Here is a 15,794-nt window from a genome sequence, read left to right on the forward strand (position 1 = left end):
TTCAGCTGATCAGCTGCTGGCGGCGGGCGATGGCGGCCGCCTCCGTGCGGCTCCCGGCGCCCAGCTTCCCGAGGATGTTGGAGACGTGCACGGAGACCGTCTTCGTGGAGATGAACAGCTGTTTGCCGATCTCTCCGTTGCTGCGTCCCGCGGCCACCAGCGTCAGGATCTCGCTCTCCCGCGGCGTCAGGGACGTCGACGTCGCCTGCTGCTGCTTGACCGCCGTCGCGCCGAGCGACCTCAGCTCGTCGAGCAGCGGCTGCAGCCCGAGCCGCTTCGCGGTCTCCCGGGCCTTGTCGGCGGTCACCCGCGAGCCGGCCACGTCACCCGTGGCCCGCTGGATGGCGGCGTACGTCGTCCTGACGACGGCCAACCCCGAGACGTCGCCGTAGGCCTCGACCTGCTGCTCGGCACGCTCCCACGCCGCCAGCAGCGACTCCTGGGGCGGGGCGTCGATGCCGGCCAACCAGTGGACGCGGAGCGCCTCCGCCTCCAGCCGGGCGGTCCAGGCCCGGCCCTCCGGACCCCACTCCCCGGGCTCGTACTGCGCGACCACCTGCTCGCCGTCGCTGTGCAGGCCGTCGACGATCTCGACCAGCGCCGGCCACTGCGCCGCCGGCAGCGAGGGCATCATCTGGGCGATCCCGGAGGCGGCCACGACCGCCAGCCGTACCCGGCCACCGAACCACTCGGTCCAGAACTGGGAGAGCGTCTCGACGGCGTCGCCGTAGACCGCGAGCACCGCGGCGTGGTCGCCGGCACGGGCCGCCGCGGTCATCTCCACGATCGAGCCGAAGAGGGCGACCAGGCCCTCCTGCGTCCAGAACGGGCGCAGCGCCGCGGCGGCCTCACCGACCGACGCCCCTTGCGCCTGCTCCATCATCATCCGGAGCATGTCGAGCAACGCCACCGGGACCGGCGGCGCGTCGGGGAGGATGCCATCGGTCAGCGCGAGGGCCTCGTCCCACTCCCCCAGCACCATCTGGATCCGGACGATGTCGGAGCGGGCCGCGGCGACGTAGGGGGACCACTGCAGCGACTCGCTACCGGCGTCGTCGACCACGGCCTGGAACCACCTCAACCCCTCCGCGTAGTCGCCGGCCTCGTCGTAGGAGCGACCGAGCGCGAACATCCCTCGGGAGACCGCGTCCGTCGACCCGACCCGCCGCGCCTGGTCGATCGTCTCGCGGAGCACCTGCCGGAAGCCCTCGACCTTGTCGCCGCCACCGCGGCCGGTGCGTACCTTGAGCATCGACAGGCTGGTGGCCATGTCGGAGGCGAGCTTGGAGAGGCTGTGTCGCTCGGCGATCTCGATGCCCTCCAGCCCGACGGCCTCGGCCTCCTCGCTGCGCCGGAACATGACCAGCGTGCGGGTGCGCACGGCGAGAACCGCGCACCGCACCTTGGGTTCGGCGTCGTCGGGAAGCGCGACCATCGCGTCGTGGGAGTGGGCGAGCGGGTCACCGTTCTCCGTGAGCAGCGCCGCCTCGGCGCGGGTCGCCAGCAGCAGCGCCCGGCCCACCGACGGGCCGGCCGGGATGGCGTCGAGCCGCTCGGCCAGGATCGCGTCGGCGCGCGAGGGCAGTCCGGCGAGGATGAGCGTGTCGGCGGCGCGCTCGTAGACCCGGTCCAGGTTGACCGCCGCCGCCTTGGCGACCTTCGGGTCGGCGGCGAGGCCGAGCGCCTTCTCGTAGTGGTGGGCCGCCTCGCCCACACCACTGACGCTGCGGGCCTCCTCGGCCGCCGCGATGCGAGCCCGCAGCGCGGTCGCGAGGTCGCCGGCGTGCTTGGCGTGCAGGGCGAGCTCGGCGGCCGCACCCAGCCCCGGCGTCTCCTTCAGCACCTCGGCGAACCGGGCGTGCAGACGGACCCGCTCGCCGGGCAGCAGGTCGTCGTAGACCGCCTCGGCGAGCAGCGCGTGCCGGAACGTGTAGCGCGAGCCGGTCGGCTCGAGCACCTTCTGCTCGACCGCGGTGCGCAGCGCGTCGTCGAGCTCGTCGGTCTTCATCTCGGTCACCGCGGCGAGCAGCTCGTGGGTGACCCGGCGCCCGGCGATGCTCGCGGTGCGGACCACGCTCCGGGCGGAGCCGTCGAGCCGGTCCAGCCGCACCAGCAGCAGGTCGGCGAGGTCGACCGGGAGGTCCTCGTCGCAGCCGGCCTGCACCAGCTCCTCGACGAAGAAGGCGTTGCCCTCGGCACGGCGTACGACTCGTTCGGCGTCCACCTTGCCGGGGGCCAGCTCGTGGACCAGGAGTCGCACCGAGTCGTCGGAGAGCGGCTCGAGCACGATCCGCTCGACGTCGGGCAGCCGGCCCCACTCGCCGACCTGGCGGCGCAGCGGGTGCCGGCGGTGGATGTCGTCGGCGCGGTAGGACGCGACCATCGCGACCGGGCCTACGTAGGGCCGGGTGAAGAGGTAGGTCAGCAGGTCGCGGGTGGACTGGTCGGCCCAGTGGGTGTCCTCGACCACGACCAGCAGCGGCGCCTTCTCGGCGGCCGCCTCGAAGAGGGTGTGGACGGCGTCGAAGAGCTGTCCGCGGTCGGTCCCGGTCGGGGCGGCGCCCTGGTTGGCGCCCATCACGCGGCGTACGGGCCTCAGCCTGGCCAGCGCCGGATAGTCGGCCGCCACCCGCTCGACGACGTCGGGCAGGTCGGCGACGATGCGGTCGAGGATCTCCGAGAACGGCATGTACGCCACCGCGCTCTCGCCGAAGTCGACGCAGTGCCCCGCATGCACCTGCCAGCCGTCGGAGACGGCGCTGTCGCGCAACGCGGTGAGCAGACGCGTCTTGCCGACGCCGGCGTCTCCGGCGAGGAGCACGTGCTGGCGTCGGGCATCGGTGATCGAGCCTGTCGAGTCGGCTCCGAGCAGCCCGGTGAGGGTCTGCAACTCGGAGTCGCGACCTACGAAGGACCGAGCACTTTGCGCCATGCCCCCCATCATCGCGCCTCCGGGCTCGGGATTCTCCCGCATTACCGTCCTCCGAGGACTCAGTTGTGTATCGAGTCCATCCGGCGGGGACGGCGGCGCCGCACCTGGCGAGCGAGACGGTCGGCCGCGGTCGCACGGCGAATGCTCTGCTGGCGGTAGGCGAGCTCGGCGTCGTAGCTGATCTGGTTGGTGTAAGTCATGCATCCAGACTCGGCTCCTGAGGTAGCGCCACGCATGAGGCGCCTGCCTTAGGCGTACGTCAGGGGTGCCTCATTCGGCCGTGATCCGCGTCACTCCACGAGCCCCCGACGGCGTCCGATGGCCGCTGCCTCGGTGCGGCCGGAGGCACCGAGCTTGGCCAGGATGTTGGAGACGTGGACCGAGACGGTCTTGGTCGAGATGAACAGCTGCTTGCCGATCTCGCCGTTGCTTCGCCCGGCGGCGACCAGGGCGAGGATCTCGCTCTCTCGGGCGGTCAGCTGGCCCGAGGGACCGGCCGTCGAGCGCTGCGGCGTGGTGCCGAGAGCGAGCAGGTGGTCGAGGAGCGGTTGGGCGCCGAGCAGCTTCGCCGCGGCCCTGGCCTGATCAGCCAGCTCACGAGCTCCGGCGGTGTCGCCACCGGCCCGGAGGATCTCGGCGAGCCGGACCCGCGACCAGGCGAGCTCGTGGACGTGCGGGAAGGCCTCGAAGGCGGCCACGGTCTCCCGCCACGCCTCGACGAGGTCGTCCTGCTCGGGCACGGAGATGCCGGCCAGCCAGTGGGCACGGAGCCCCTCGGCCCGCAGCCGAGCCGACCACGCCTGCCCCTCCAGCCCCCAGGGCTGATCCGTCTCGACGGGCCGCGTGCCCGCCTCCAGGATGCGGTCCACCTGCGCCATCACCTGCGGGCGCGCACCGACGGGAAGGGCCGGGAGGGCCGAGCCGATCGCACCGACGGCGATCGCCGAGAGCCGGGCCTGGGCACCGAACCACTTTCCCCAGCCGGTGGTGAGTGCCGCGACGCCGGCTTCGTAGGCCTCGACGATCCCGTCCACGTCGCCCCGGGTCGCCGCAGCGTTGATCTCGACCATCACCGAGTCACGCGCGGTGGCCACCTCCTGTTTCCACGACGGTCGCAGCCGCCGCGCCTCGGCGCCGACGTCGGCGCCGCGGGCCTGCTCGATCATCAGCCGCTTGGACTCCAGCCACGGCCACAGCGCGGGCGGGATGCCGTAGGCGTCGGTCAGTGCGAGCGCCTCGTCCCACCGGCCGGTGGTGTGGAGGTAGTCGAGCCAGGCGATCCGGGCGTCGAAGGCGTACGGCGCCCAGGGGACGCCCCGCTCCACGCCGAGCTCGAAGGCGCTGCGGTAGTTCTCACCGGCCTCGTGGAGACGGTCCGCCGCGTCGAGGGCGAAGGCGAGCTGGATCCGGGCCCGGAACTCCGGGTGCAGCGCGCCGACCTTGGCCGCCCGGGCCACGGCCTCGCGCAACGGCTCGATCCAGTCCTGCGGCGGGCGACCCCACGACCCGGCCAGCGTCGCCGCCACCTCCGCAGCGAGACCGGTCCGACCGAGCTCCTCGGCCAGCGCCAGCGCCTCCCGGCCTGCCATCTCGGCGTCGTCGTGACGGCGGTAGATCATCAGCGACCGGGCGTACGCCGCGAGCAGCCGCGCACGCACCAGCGGCGCGGCGTCCTCGGGAAGCTCGGCCATCGCCTGCTCCGCGAGCGCCCCCACCCGGGCATCGTTGACATAGGCGAAGCTGGTCTCGATCTCGACCGTCATCAGCTGCGCGCGCCACAGCCCGGGCGCGTCAGCCGGGAGCGATTCCCGCTGCTCACGGGCCAGTTTCCCGGCCCGGTCGGCGTGCCCGGCGGCGACCATCGCATCGCTGGCCTTGACCACCAGGTCGACGAGACGCTGGGTGTCCTGATCGGAGCCGGCACGGCCGGCGAGCAGGGCGATCGCCTGCTGGTAGTGCTGCGAGGCCTCGTCGGGACCACCTGTGGCAGCCGCCTCGTCACCGGCCGCGATCCCCGCGGCCAGCGCGGTCTCGTGGTCGCCGGCCAGGCGAGCATGGCGGGCGAGACCAGCCGCGCTGCCGGTGGTGAGATCGCCGCTCAGCGCCTCGACGTAGCGCTGATGGAGCCGGACCCGCTCGCCCGGGAGCAGGTCGTCGTAGACGGCCTCGCCGAGCAGGGCGTGCCGGAAGACGTAGTAGCCGTCCTCGCGCGGCACCAGGATCGCGCGCTCGATCGCCTGCCTCAGCCCGGCGTCGAGGGTGGGCCGGTCGAGACCGGCGACGGCATCGAGGAGCTCGTCGCTGACGTCACGGCCGGCGGCGCTGGCGGTGTCGACGACCTCGCGCGCGGTCGCGTCGAGCTGCTCCAGCCTGATCAGGAGCAGGTCGGCGAGGTCCCAGGGCAGCTCGTCGGCGCCGGCGGCCTGCACCAGCTCCTCGACGAAGAACGCGTTGCCGTCGGCGCGGCGTACGACGCTCTCGACGTCGAACCCGGCATCCGGATCACCGGCGAGCTCGCCGACCAGGACGCGTACGTCATCGTCCGAGAGGCGCTCGAGGTGGAACCGCTCGACCGACGGCAGCCGGGTCCACTCGGCGAGCTGGCGGCGCAGCGGGTGGCGGCGGTGGAGGTCGTCGGCGCGGTAGGAGGCGAGGATCGTGACCGGGCCGTCGAACGGCCGGGTGAAGAGGAAGGTCAGCAGGTCACGGGTGGACTGGTCGGCCCAGTGGGTGTCCTCGACCACGACCAGCAGCGGCGCCTTCTCGGCTGCCCGCTCCAGGAGCGCATGGATCGCGGCGAAGAGGTTGCCCCGGTCGAGCGCCTCCTGGACGTCGGTGTCAGCCCCGCCGAGCGCACGGCCCACGGGCGCCATCCGCCGGAGCGCCGGGTGTAGGTCGGCGACCTGCGCGACCACGTCGGGCAGCGCGGCGGTGATGTTGTCGAGGATCTCGGTGAAGGGCAGGTACGCCTCGGCGCTGTCGCCGAAGTCGAGGCAGTGCCCGACCAGCACCTGCCGGCCGTCGGCGGTGGCCCGGCCGCGGAGCTCGCGCAGGATCCGGGTCTTCCCGACACCGGCGTCACCGGCGAGCAGGACGTGCCTGCCTCCGCCCGACGGCGCGGTGCCGTCCAGCCCGACCAGTCCGACCAGCCCGGTCAACGTCTCCAGGTCGGCTTCACGTCCGACCAGCCTCTCGGCACTCTGCGCCATGGGCGCAATCATCGCGCCATCCGACAAACAGACGCCGAGCCGGATCTCTCCTGCTCGGCGTCTGCCTTGTTCCGTACTGCCGTTCCGCGGCCGCATCTCAGCGAGCGCGGTTGCGTCGCGTCTGTCGGGCCTCGGTGGCCCGCTGACGCTTGGCCAGGTCCTTCTGGATCTGCTGGCGGCGGTACTTGACCTCTGCTTCGTAACCTACGGTGGTGTACATCTCGATCTCCTGTTTCGGGCTGTCCTGCTGACATCGAGAAGATTCCTCCGCTGAGGTAGGGACCCGAATCGGTCGCGCGCCCTACTTCCCGGCCCGGCCGCCTTACTTTCCGACCTAGGGCACGAGCTCCGCGCCTTAGACGGGACACTGGACCTATGGAGTTCTCTGAGGTCGTACGCCGCCGCAAGATGGTCCGCAGCTACACCGGCGATCCGGTGGCCCCTGAGGTGGTCGACAAGATCCTGCACAACGCCACCCGGGCACCCTCGGCGGGCTTCTCCCAGGGCTGGGCGTTCCTCGTGCTCGACACCCCCGAGGACGTACGCCGCTACTGGGAGGCGACGGCCGACGTGGACAACCCCGACACCTGGCTGACCGGGATGATGACGGCCCCGGTGATCGTGATCCCGTGCTCCTCCAAGGACGCCTACCTGGACCGCTACGCGCAGCCCGACAAGGGCTGGACCGACCGCGACGAGGCGCACTGGCCGATGCCGTTCTGGCACATGGACACCGCGATGGCGACCATGCTGATCCTGCAGACCGTGGTCGACGAGGGCCTCGGCGCCCTCTACTTCGGCATCCCGCCCGAGTCCGACGCCGCGGTCCGCAAGGCGTTCGACATCCCCGACGCCTTCGACCCCATCGGTGCCGTCACCATCGGCCACCCCGCCTCCGGCGGCGCCAAGGGCTCCCCCACCCGCCGCAAGCGCGCTCCGCTCGAGGACGTCGTCCACCGCGGCCGCTGGTGACGGCCGGGCGCCGGTCCGATCAGTCCCGCACCTGAGCCGCCCCACGTGCGGCAGCGGAGTCCGGCGTACGCAGGTGGGAGGCGGCCATCGCGAGATCGGCCAGCCGCGGGGTGAGGATGTTGAGGACCTCGAAGACCGAGCCGAAGGCGCCGTCGACCGTCACCGGCCGGTCCTCGAGCGCGCGGACGACGCGCTCGGCGCACTCCTCGGGGCTCTCGCCGCGGCCCTCGTACTCCGCGGTCGGTGCGATCATCGGCGTCCGCACGATCGCGACGCGCATGTTGGTGCAGGTCACGTTCTCGAAGTACGCCTCGCGGCTCAGGATCCGCCCGAACACGTCGAGCGCCGACTTCGCGGCGATGTAGGCGGCGAACTTCGGGGCCTTGATCTGGTTGCCCCAGGTGACGATGTTGACCACATGGCCGAACCGCTGGGCGCGCATCGCCGGCAGCAGGCCCATCGTGAGCCGGACCGCGCCGAAGTAGTTCACCGCCATCATCCGCTCGAAGTCGTGCATGATGCTCGCTTCACGCCGACCCGCTCGTTCCTCGCTCTCGGCGCTCAGACGAGAGAACCGGTCGTAGGTCAGCTCGAGCGAGCGCCGGATCGACCGGCCCGCGTTGTTGACCAGGTAGTCGACCGCACCGTGCTCGGCGAGCAGCTGCTCCACCAGCGCGTCGATCGAGTCACCGTCGGCCATGTCGACGAGGTAGGTCGACGCCTGCCCGCCGGCGTCCTCGATGGTCTTCCGCACCCGCTCGAGCTCCTCGGCCCGGCGGGCGGCGAGGAGCACGTGCGCGCCACGTCGAGCCGCGGCGTACGACGTCGCCTCGCCGATCCCCGAGCTGGCACCGGTGACCAGCACGGTGCGGCCGGCGAGCGGGCTCGGGCCACCGGTCACGGCCCGGATCGTGCGCGCCATCCGGGCGCGCGGCGTCTGCAGGAGCGAGAGCGAGAGCGAGAACAGGCTGACCACTCCCGCACCCTAGCGACCCCGGATCCGGGCTCGTTTCCGCGGATTCGTTGGATCCCGGCCCGGGTGGGCGGCATCTAGCGTGACGCGTCGAAACGTCGGCGCGAAGCCGACGCCCTCGCACGATCACCCCCGCACGAACCCAGGAGAGAACATGTCAGCCACCAGCACCGTCCCGCGCACGTGGAAGCGGCGGATCGCCGGCATCGTTTCCGCGACCCTCATCGCGATCACCGGCGCGGCCGTCACCGGCATTGCCGCCCCGTCGCCGGCTCACGCCGCGACCTGCACGTCGTACAACTACTCATACGGCGGCAACGGCACCTGCGTCAGTTACATCCAGACGCTGCTCAACTGGCAGCCCGGCATCAACCTGGTGGTGGACGGGCAGTTCGGCGCCAACACGCGGCAGGCCGTGATCTCGCGGCAGACGTCGTGGCGCTACTGGGACTCCTCGGTGGCGGTGGACGGCATCGTCGGCCCCAGGACCTGGGCCTACCTGTGCTCGCCGTACTACTACGGCACCGGCCCGGCGCAGTCCTACCCCTTCGCCGCCGCTCGCGCGGCCGGTTGCCGGGTCTGAGTCCGCGGACCCCGGTGCGTCAGGGACGCACCGGGGCGTAGCGGAGGTCGACCTCCAGGTGCGGATCGTCGCCGATCAGGTTGTGCAGCTTGATCGGCGCCCCGCCGGGGTTGTCGTAGAGGCGGATGCCGTCGCCCAGCAGGACCGGCGCGATGTGCAGCTCGATCTGGTCGATCAGACCCCGTTCGAGGAGCTGGCGGCCGATATCGGCGGAATGGACCTCGACATTCTTCCCCTCGGCGGCCTCGACCGCGATCCGCAGCGCCTCCCCGACGTCGCACCTGAGGAAGGTGACGTGCTCCTGCGGCCGGGCGTCCTCGGGATGGTGGGTGAGGATGAAGACCGGGCCCTCCCAGTCGCCGTACGGCATCGCGTCGGGGTAGGCGTCGTGACCGTTGCGGCCGCCCAGGACGGCGCCGAGCTGTGAGGAGTACACCTCCTCGACCCCGGGCTTCCCGGTGACGTCGCTCAACCACGCCATCCCCGGCTCCGTCCCGTCGACGAAGCCGTCGAGCGACATGGAGAAGTGCCACAGCACCTTGCCGCTCATCACGCGACCTGCTTCCGGTCGAAGGTGATGTGGGTGACGCCGCTCGGCGTGGTGGTCGAGGCGACCTCGTAACCGTCCTCGAGCGCCTCCAGACCGTCCCACAGCCGTACGCCACGGCCCAGGATGATCGGGACGACCGCGACGTGCAGGTGGTCGACGAGGCCGGCCGCGAGGAAGTCCCGGAGCGAGGACGGGCCGCCGCCGATGCGTACGTCCTGGCCGGCGGCCGCCTGCTTCGCCTCGGCCAGCACCTCCTCGATGGGCGCGTTGCGGAAGTGGAAGACGGTGCCGCCCTTCATCTCGATCGACTCGCGGGGCTGGTGGGTCAGCACGTAGGTGGGGGTGTGGAAGGGCGGCTCCTCGCCCCACCAGCCGGTCCAGTCGGCGTCGTCCTGCCATCCCGGCGGACCGAACTTGCCGGCGCCCATGATCTCGGCGCCGATCCCCTCCCAGGACCTGGCGGCGAACGCGTCGTCGGCGTCGGCGGCCGGGTCGACCTCCATCCGCTCGCGGTGCCCGGACGCACTCTGGAAGGTCCTGGTCGGGAAGAACCACTCCATCAGCCGCATGCCGGCGTGGCCGAACGGCGCCTCCAGACTCTGACCGTCGCCGGTGGCGAAGCCGTCCAGCGAGACGCCGATGGTGTGAGCACGTACGCGTGACATGTCGATCTCCCTCGAATCAGAGTGGTTGCAATTTGCAATCACTGGCGTCGAGGGTAGACTCTCCGATTGCAGATTGCAACCACTATTTCCGAGTGCCAGGAGACACCGAGTGAGCGAGCCCAGGTCGGGATGCCCGATCAACGCAGCCGTGGAGGTCTTCGGTGACCCCTGGTCGGTGATCGTGCTGCGCGACGTGATGTTCGGGAACCGTCGCCACTTCCGCGAGCTGCTCGGCAGCTCCGAGGAGGGCATCGCCTCCAACATCCTCAGCAGCCGGCTGAAGAAGCTCGTCGGGGGTGGGCTGCTCACCAAGGAGCAGGCCGGCCGTGGCCAGAAGGCGGCCTACGCACTGACCGAGGCCGGCATCCAGACGCTGCCGATCATGGTCGCGCTCGGCAACTGGGGCCTCGCCCACCGCGACGGCACCCGGCAGCTCCGGGTCCGGGCCGAGCTGCTGCGCGATGCCGGTCCCGAGATGGTGGCGTCGTTCATGGACGAGCTGCGCGAGCTCCATCTGGGCACGCCGCGGCCCGACCCGGCCGCCCCGCGGGCGAGCGAGCAGCTCGCCGCCGCGTACGAAGCGGCGATGGCCGGGTGAGCCTCACTTCTCCTTGCCGTGAAGCTTCAGCTTGGAGATCTGGTTCTTCAGCTCGTCGAGGAACAGCGACCGGATGCCCTCGGTGTCCAGGGCGCCGTTGACGCCGCGCAGCTTGCCCTCGCCGAGCTTGACGCAGACGGCCGACCAGGCTGCGCCGATGGCACCGGTGAAGCCCGCGGCGACGGTGGCGTTGATCGCGCCACCCCCGACGGTGCCGAACCCGGGGATCATCTTGAGCAGGTTGCCGGCCACGGTGCGGCCGGCCTGGGTGGCGGCCGCGGTGGCCGCGATCGAGGCCATGGCGGCCTTGTCGACCTCGATGCCGTAGATCGCCGAGATGCGCGCCATCATGCCGAGCTGGATCGGCACCAGGACGACCGCGTCGGAGAACGGGATCGGGGTGGCGCCGGCCGCCCCGGCCGCGGTCGCGGCACCCGCGATCACGGTGTTCGCCTGCTCCTGCTTCCGCTTGAGATCCACCCTCTGCGCCGCGATGAGGGCCTCCTCGACGCCTGCAGGCGCGCATCGAAAGGTGGCATCGACGAGCTCCTGCAGGCCGTGGACCTGCTGGCCGGAGAAGTCGTCGGCCTTCGCGTTGGTCAGGTAGACGCGGGCGCCGTGCACCGGCAGCCCGCGCGCGTCGATCTGCTGGGCGAACTCGACCGCGTCCGGGTGGTAGGCACCCGTCGGCGAGGTCGGCACCTGGGTCATGACCAGCACGACCGGCAGCCCCAGGTCGGCGAGCTTCTGGATGAACGCGGCCTCGGTGTCCTCGAAGCGGCGGTCGGCGAAACGTACGGCATACCAGGCGACGTGGATCTGCTCGGACTGCGGCTTGCGACGCCGCTCGGAGATCAGCTTGGCCAGGTCCTTGATCACCCGGTCGCCCTCGACGCCGATCTCCAGGCCCTGGGTGTCGAGCAGCCCGAAGAACCCGCTGGTGTGCAGGTAGAGCGTCGACTCCTTGGTCACCGGCTCGCCGATCCCGGTCCTGGCCACCTCCGCCCCGAAGACCGCGTTGACCAGCGTTGACTTGCCGACCCCGGTCTTGCCGAAGACGGCGAGGTTGAACCGGCCGATCTCCTTGGCCGACTCGGAATACCTCTTGTGGAACTCGTCCTTGAACCAGCCGTCGGATGCGAAGTTGTTCACGTCGACCAAGAATGCCAGCCGGCACCGACTAATTGTCGTGGCCGCGCGCTTCGAGGAGGAATAGCGTTCCGACATGAGCCCACGGTCTCGCCTCGCGTACGTTGCCGCCCTCGCCGCAGCGACCATCCTGGTCCTACCCACGACTCCGGTCCACGCGGCCGAGCCCGAGACCCGGTCGACCGATATCACCCTCACCCGGTGGAACAGCATCGAAGACTTCGCGAAGGGCAGGTCGAGCAACCTGCGCCCGGACCGGCACGGCACCCTCCGGATCGGCCGCGGCAGCGAGACGACGGCCTACACCGACCCCTTCGGCGACGGCACGGCCAAGACCTACGAGTACGGCACCTGGACCTCGCCCGTGGTCAAGACCGGGTACGCGATCGACGAGTCGGTCACCTCCTGGGACGTCGACACACCGACCGGCACCTGGGCCGAGATCCGGTTCCGCGGCCGGAAGGCGGACGGCACCTGGACGAAGTGGTTCGTGATGGGTCGCTGGACGGCCGGCGACGACTTCGCGGCCGGCGACATCCACCGCACCTCCGTCGAGGGCCAGAGCGACACCGACGCGGGGCTCTACACCGACACGTACGTCGCCCGGACCGGCAAGGAGCCCGAGGCGTTCCAGACCCGGGTCACCCTGCTGCGGCCCGAGGGCGCGGCCGTCTCCCCCAGCCTGCGAACGGTCTCGACGCTGACGAACGAGTACCTGCCCGACTCCGCCTACCCCGGCACGAGCACGCCGACCCTCGACGACGCGATCGACCTCGGTGTCCCGCCGTTCAGCCAGAACATCCACCGCGGCGAGTACCCGGAGTTCGGCGGCGGCGGCCAGGTCTGGTGCTCACCGACCTCGACGACGATGGTGCAGTACCACTGGGGCCACGAGGTCCCGGCGAGCGAGCTGGAGGGCATCGAGGCCCCCAACGGCGACCCGCAGGTCGCCTACGCCGCGATCAACACCTGGGACTACGCCTACGAGGGCGCCGGCAACTGGCCGTTCAACACCGCCTACGCCGGCCGCTGGGGCCTGGACGGTTTCGTGACCCGACTGCGCTCGCTGGCCGAGGCCGAGACCCTGGTGGCCGCCGGCTTCCCGCTGGTCGTCTCCGCCAACTGGGAGCTCGAGGAGATGCCGGAGGCGGGCTACGGCACCGACGGCCACCTGCTCGTCATCGGCGGCTTCACCGCCGAGGGCGACCCGATCGTCTACGACGCCAACCACCCCTCCAACGACGAGGTGCGCAACGTCTACACCCGCGAGAACTTCGAGCGGGTCTGGCAGACCTCGACCGACGGGATCACCTACGTCATCCACCCGCGCGATGTGAGGCTGCCCGGGCGCGCCACAAACTGGTGACGGACTCGCCATCAGGGTGATCCCGGACACCCTGGTGGGGTTAGGTTTCGACCATGACACTCGACCCCGTCGCCGCTCTTCAGGCAGCACTTCGGGCCCCGACCGTCAACGACGGCTCGGGTGCGGAGACCCAGGCGTTCGCGCAGCTCCACGAGGCGCTGCGTGAACACTTCCCGCTGCTGCATGCGAACCTTGACCTCACCCCGGTCGGCGAGCACGGCCTCCTCTTCCGCTGGCCAGGCGCCTCCGCCGAGAAGCCGGTCGTGCTGATGGCCCACCAGGACGTCGTCCCGATCGCCGGCGTCTGGACCCACGACCCGTTCGGCGGCGAGATCGTCGACGGGGTGATCCACGGGCGCGGCACGCTCGATGACAAGGGTCAGCTCGTGGCGATCTGCGCCGCGGTCGAGGGGCTCCTCGCGGACGGGTTCGCGCCTGCGTACGACGTCTGGTTGTCGTTCGGCTCCGACGAGGAGACGACCGGCGCGGCCGCGCGGGCGGCTGTCGAGGAGCTCCGGAGCCAGGGGGTCGAGCCGTGGTTCGTGCTCGACGAGGGCGGCGCGGTCGCCTTCGACGCCTTCCCGGGCGTCGCGGCGCCGATCGGGGTCGTCGGCGTCGCCGAGAAGGGCACCACCGACGTACGTCTGAAGGTGACCGGCGACGGCGGCCACTCCTCCACCCCGCGCCAGAACGGCCCGACCGCGCGGCTGGCCCGAGCGATCACCCGGCTCGACCGGATGTCGATGCCGGTCGGGCTGCCGGCGCCGACGGTCGAGATGTTCGAGCGGATCGCCCCGTACGCGGCCAGGCCCATGCGACCCGTGCTGGCCAACGCCGGCCGGCTGGCGCCTGCGCTGGCCCGGCTGCTGACCCGGCTCGGACCCGAGCCGGCCGCGCTGACCCGCACCACCGTGGCGATCACGACGCTCGAAGGCAGCCCGGCGGCCAACGTCATCGCCTCGGCCGCCTCGGCCGGGGTCAACCTGCGGATCATGGTCGGCGAGACGGTCGCCGAGGTCGTCGAGCGGCTGCGTGCCGCGATCGCCGACAAGCACGTCGAGATCGAGGTCGTCCGGGCCGGGGAACCGTCGCCGATCTCGCCGCGCGACGAGGCGTTCTCGCTGGTCACCGACACCATCGCGGCGATCTTCCCGGAGGCCGTACCGGCTCCCTACACCGTCATGGCTGCGACCGACTCACGCTTCTTCTACGAGATCAGCGACCGGGTCTACCGGTTCGCACCGTTCCGGATGACCGCTGCCCAGCGCGCCACCATCCACGCCGCCGACGAGAACATCAGGGTCGATGACTACCTCGACGGGATCCGCTTCTACCGAAGGTTGATCGAGTCACTGTGACCACCGAACGTCAGCGCACCGGCCTCGAGCAGGCCGCGCGTGGAATCTGGGTGATCGTCGGCTTCCTGGTGGCCGTCGAGTTCGCCAGCGGCATCCTGCAGGGCTACTACACCCCGATCTTCTCCGATCTCGCCGACCATCTCGGCGTCTCCGACGCCGACCTCAACTGGCTCGAGGCCGGGCAGCTGATCGTCTCCGCGCTGTGCGTGCCGCCGCTCGCCCGGCTCGGCGACCTGATCGGCCACAAGAAGGTGCTCCTGCTGGCGACCGGCATCACCGCGCTCGCCACCTGGTGGACAGTGGTCGCCCCCGACTTCGGCTCCTTCCTGGTCGCCTGGTCGATCCAGGGCGCCTACGTCATCTGGCTGCCGCTCGAGGTCGCCATCGTCCACAAGCGCACCGGTGGCGACACCGCCCTGACCCGTAAGGCCGCCGGTGTCCTGGTCGGCGCGCTGCAGCTCTCGGTGATCATCGGCGCGATCGCCGCCGGCGCGCTCGTCGGGGTGCTCCCGATGACCGCGATCCTGGCCTTCCCGGCCGTGGCCGTGACCGCTGTCTTCGTCGTCATCGCCGTCGGCATCGAGCCCGACTCCGGCACCAGCGGCGGCGCCTTCGACTGGCTCGGCCTGGCGGTGCTGACCCTCGTGCTCGGCCTGGTCATGGCGGGCCTGGTCGGCGTACGCGTCCTCGGGGCCGGTTCTCTCCTCGCCTGGGGTCTGGTGGTCCTGGGGCTGCTCACGCTGGTCCCGTTCTGGCGCATCGAGACCGCCTTGGACGGTGGCGGCAGGGCTGAGCCGCTGATCGACGTACGCCTGCTGGTCTCGCGCGGGCAGTGGCCGATCCAGCTGACCGCTTTCCTGTTCGGGATGTCGGTGCTGGGAGCGCAGATCCCGCTGTCGACCTTCGCGCGCACCGATCCCACCGAGGCCGGGTTCGGGCTGGGCGCCGACGCGGCGTTCGTGTCCCTGCTGATCGCGGAGTACGTCATCGCGATGGCGATCTCCGCCTTCACCCTGCCGCTGTGGGCGCGGTTCCTCGGGCCCGTGCGGGCGCAGGCGGTCGCCTGCTTCCTGGTGGCCACGGGCTACCTGATGTGGCTGCCGTTCCATGACTCCACCGGGCAGGGCCTCCTCAACATGGCCGTCGTCGGGCTCGGCTCGGGTGCCCTGGTCGCCTCGCTGCCGGCGGCCGCCGCCGCAGCCGCGCCGTCCTCCCGAACCGCCTTCGCGACCGGCATGACCAACGCCACCAAGACCGTCGGCGGCGCCATCGCCTCCGCGGTCTTCGCGATCGCGCTGGCCGCGGACGGGTCCATCGCCGGCGAGGCGCACGCGCCGCTCTCGGGCTATCTGAAGGTGTGGGCGGTCTGCGGCGTCACCGCCCTCGTCGCCGGGCTGCTGCTCCTTCTGCCCCGGAGGTCAGCCAGGGCTGGGTAAACT

The 15,794-nt window shown here is 71.3% G+C and carries 14 protein-coding genes; 6 read left to right on the plus strand and 8 right to left on the minus strand.

Translation table 11 applies throughout. The features are described 5' to 3' along the window. Position 1 precedes the first annotated feature (1 nt). The 4 genes from ACIRON_RS00175 to ACIRON_RS00190 form a co-directional block, all read right to left on the minus strand. Positions 2-2,932: an AAA family ATPase gene (locus tag ACIRON_RS00175; protein ID WP_402987341.1), complete on the minus strand. Its 2,931-nt coding sequence runs from the start codon at positions 2,930-2,932 to the stop codon at positions 2-4. 59 nt (positions 2,933-2,991) lie between these two features. Continuing rightward, the gene (locus ACIRON_RS00180; RefSeq protein WP_176883792.1) at positions 2,992-3,132 is read right to left on the minus strand and encodes a hypothetical protein; all 141 of its coding nucleotides are present in this window, start codon (positions 3,130-3,132) and stop codon (positions 2,992-2,994) included. Between the two features lie 90 nt (positions 3,133-3,222). Further along, entirely contained in the window at positions 3,223-6,141 is a 2,919-nt protein-coding gene (locus ACIRON_RS00185; RefSeq protein ID WP_402987344.1) for an AAA family ATPase, read from the minus strand. A gap of 97 nt (positions 6,142-6,238) precedes the next feature. Then, on the minus strand, positions 6,239-6,361 hold the full coding sequence (locus tag ACIRON_RS00190) for a hypothetical protein (RefSeq protein ID WP_355226458.1): 123 nt from the start codon (positions 6,359-6,361) through the stop codon (positions 6,239-6,241). 155 nt (positions 6,362-6,516) lie between these two features. On the opposite strand from ACIRON_RS00190, the gene ACIRON_RS00195 reads away from it, so the two are divergent. After that, entirely contained in the window at positions 6,517-7,113 is a 597-nt protein-coding gene (locus ACIRON_RS00195) for a nitroreductase family protein (protein WP_091045531.1), read from the plus strand. A gap of 19 nt (positions 7,114-7,132) precedes the next feature. Here ACIRON_RS00195 and ACIRON_RS00200 read toward each other — a convergent pair whose 3' ends face one another. Continuing rightward, a complete protein-coding gene (locus ACIRON_RS00200; RefSeq protein WP_402987349.1) occupies positions 7,133-8,089 on the minus strand; it encodes an SDR family NAD(P)-dependent oxidoreductase in 957 nt (318 codons plus the stop codon). A 151-nt stretch (positions 8,090-8,240) separates the two neighbouring features. Between ACIRON_RS00200 and ACIRON_RS00205 the strand changes: the two genes are divergently transcribed. After that, positions 8,241-8,669, plus strand: a complete 429-nt coding sequence (locus tag ACIRON_RS00205; protein WP_402987352.1) for a peptidoglycan-binding protein — start codon at positions 8,241-8,243, stop codon at positions 8,667-8,669. A gap of 19 nt (positions 8,670-8,688) precedes the next feature. On the opposite strand, the gene ACIRON_RS00210 is transcribed toward ACIRON_RS00205, so the two are convergent. After that, positions 8,689-9,219 (minus strand): dihydrofolate reductase family protein, encoded by a 531-nt coding sequence (locus tag ACIRON_RS00210; RefSeq protein WP_402987355.1) that lies wholly within the window; start codon positions 9,217-9,219, stop codon positions 8,689-8,691. Next, on the minus strand, positions 9,219-9,884 hold the full coding sequence (locus ACIRON_RS00215; protein WP_402987358.1) for a dihydrofolate reductase family protein: 666 nt from the start codon (positions 9,882-9,884) through the stop codon (positions 9,219-9,221). Before ACIRON_RS00215 ends, ACIRON_RS00210 begins: the two co-directional genes overlap by 1 nt. A 109-nt stretch (positions 9,885-9,993) precedes the next feature. Between ACIRON_RS00215 and ACIRON_RS00220 the strand changes: the two genes are divergently transcribed. Beyond that, complete coding sequence (locus tag ACIRON_RS00220) at positions 9,994-10,482, plus strand: winged helix-turn-helix transcriptional regulator (protein ID WP_402987361.1); 489 nt, start codon at positions 9,994-9,996, stop codon at positions 10,480-10,482. Between the two features lie 3 nt (positions 10,483-10,485). Here the strand turns inward: ACIRON_RS00220 and ACIRON_RS00225 are convergent, their stop codons facing one another. Then, entirely contained in the window at positions 10,486-11,634 is a 1,149-nt protein-coding gene (locus ACIRON_RS00225) for a GTPase family protein (RefSeq protein ID WP_402987364.1), read from the minus strand. A 73-nt stretch (positions 11,635-11,707) separates the two neighbouring features. Here ACIRON_RS00225 and ACIRON_RS00230 point away from each other — a divergent pair, with 73 nt between their 5' ends. The 3 genes from ACIRON_RS00230 to ACIRON_RS00240 are packed head-to-tail and all read left to right on the plus strand — an operon-like array spanning position 11,708 to position 15,791. Next, the gene (locus ACIRON_RS00230; RefSeq protein ID WP_402987367.1) at positions 11,708-12,997 is read left to right on the plus strand and encodes a C39 family peptidase; all 1,290 of its coding nucleotides are present in this window, start codon (positions 11,708-11,710) and stop codon (positions 12,995-12,997) included. 53 nt (positions 12,998-13,050) lie between these two features. Continuing rightward, on the plus strand, positions 13,051-14,355 hold the full coding sequence (locus tag ACIRON_RS00235) for a M20/M25/M40 family metallo-hydrolase (RefSeq protein WP_402987370.1): 1,305 nt from the start codon (positions 13,051-13,053) through the stop codon (positions 14,353-14,355). Next, the gene (locus ACIRON_RS00240; protein WP_402987373.1) at positions 14,352-15,791 is read left to right on the plus strand and encodes an MFS transporter; all 1,440 of its coding nucleotides are present in this window, start codon (positions 14,352-14,354) and stop codon (positions 15,789-15,791) included. Before ACIRON_RS00235 ends, ACIRON_RS00240 begins: the two co-directional genes overlap by 4 nt. Positions 15,792-15,794: the final 3 nt, after the last annotated feature.

It is taken from the genome of Nocardioides sp. NPDC101246, from assembly GCF_044767415.1.
Taxonomy (GTDB): domain Bacteria; phylum Actinomycetota; class Actinomycetes; order Propionibacteriales; family Nocardioidaceae; genus Nocardioides.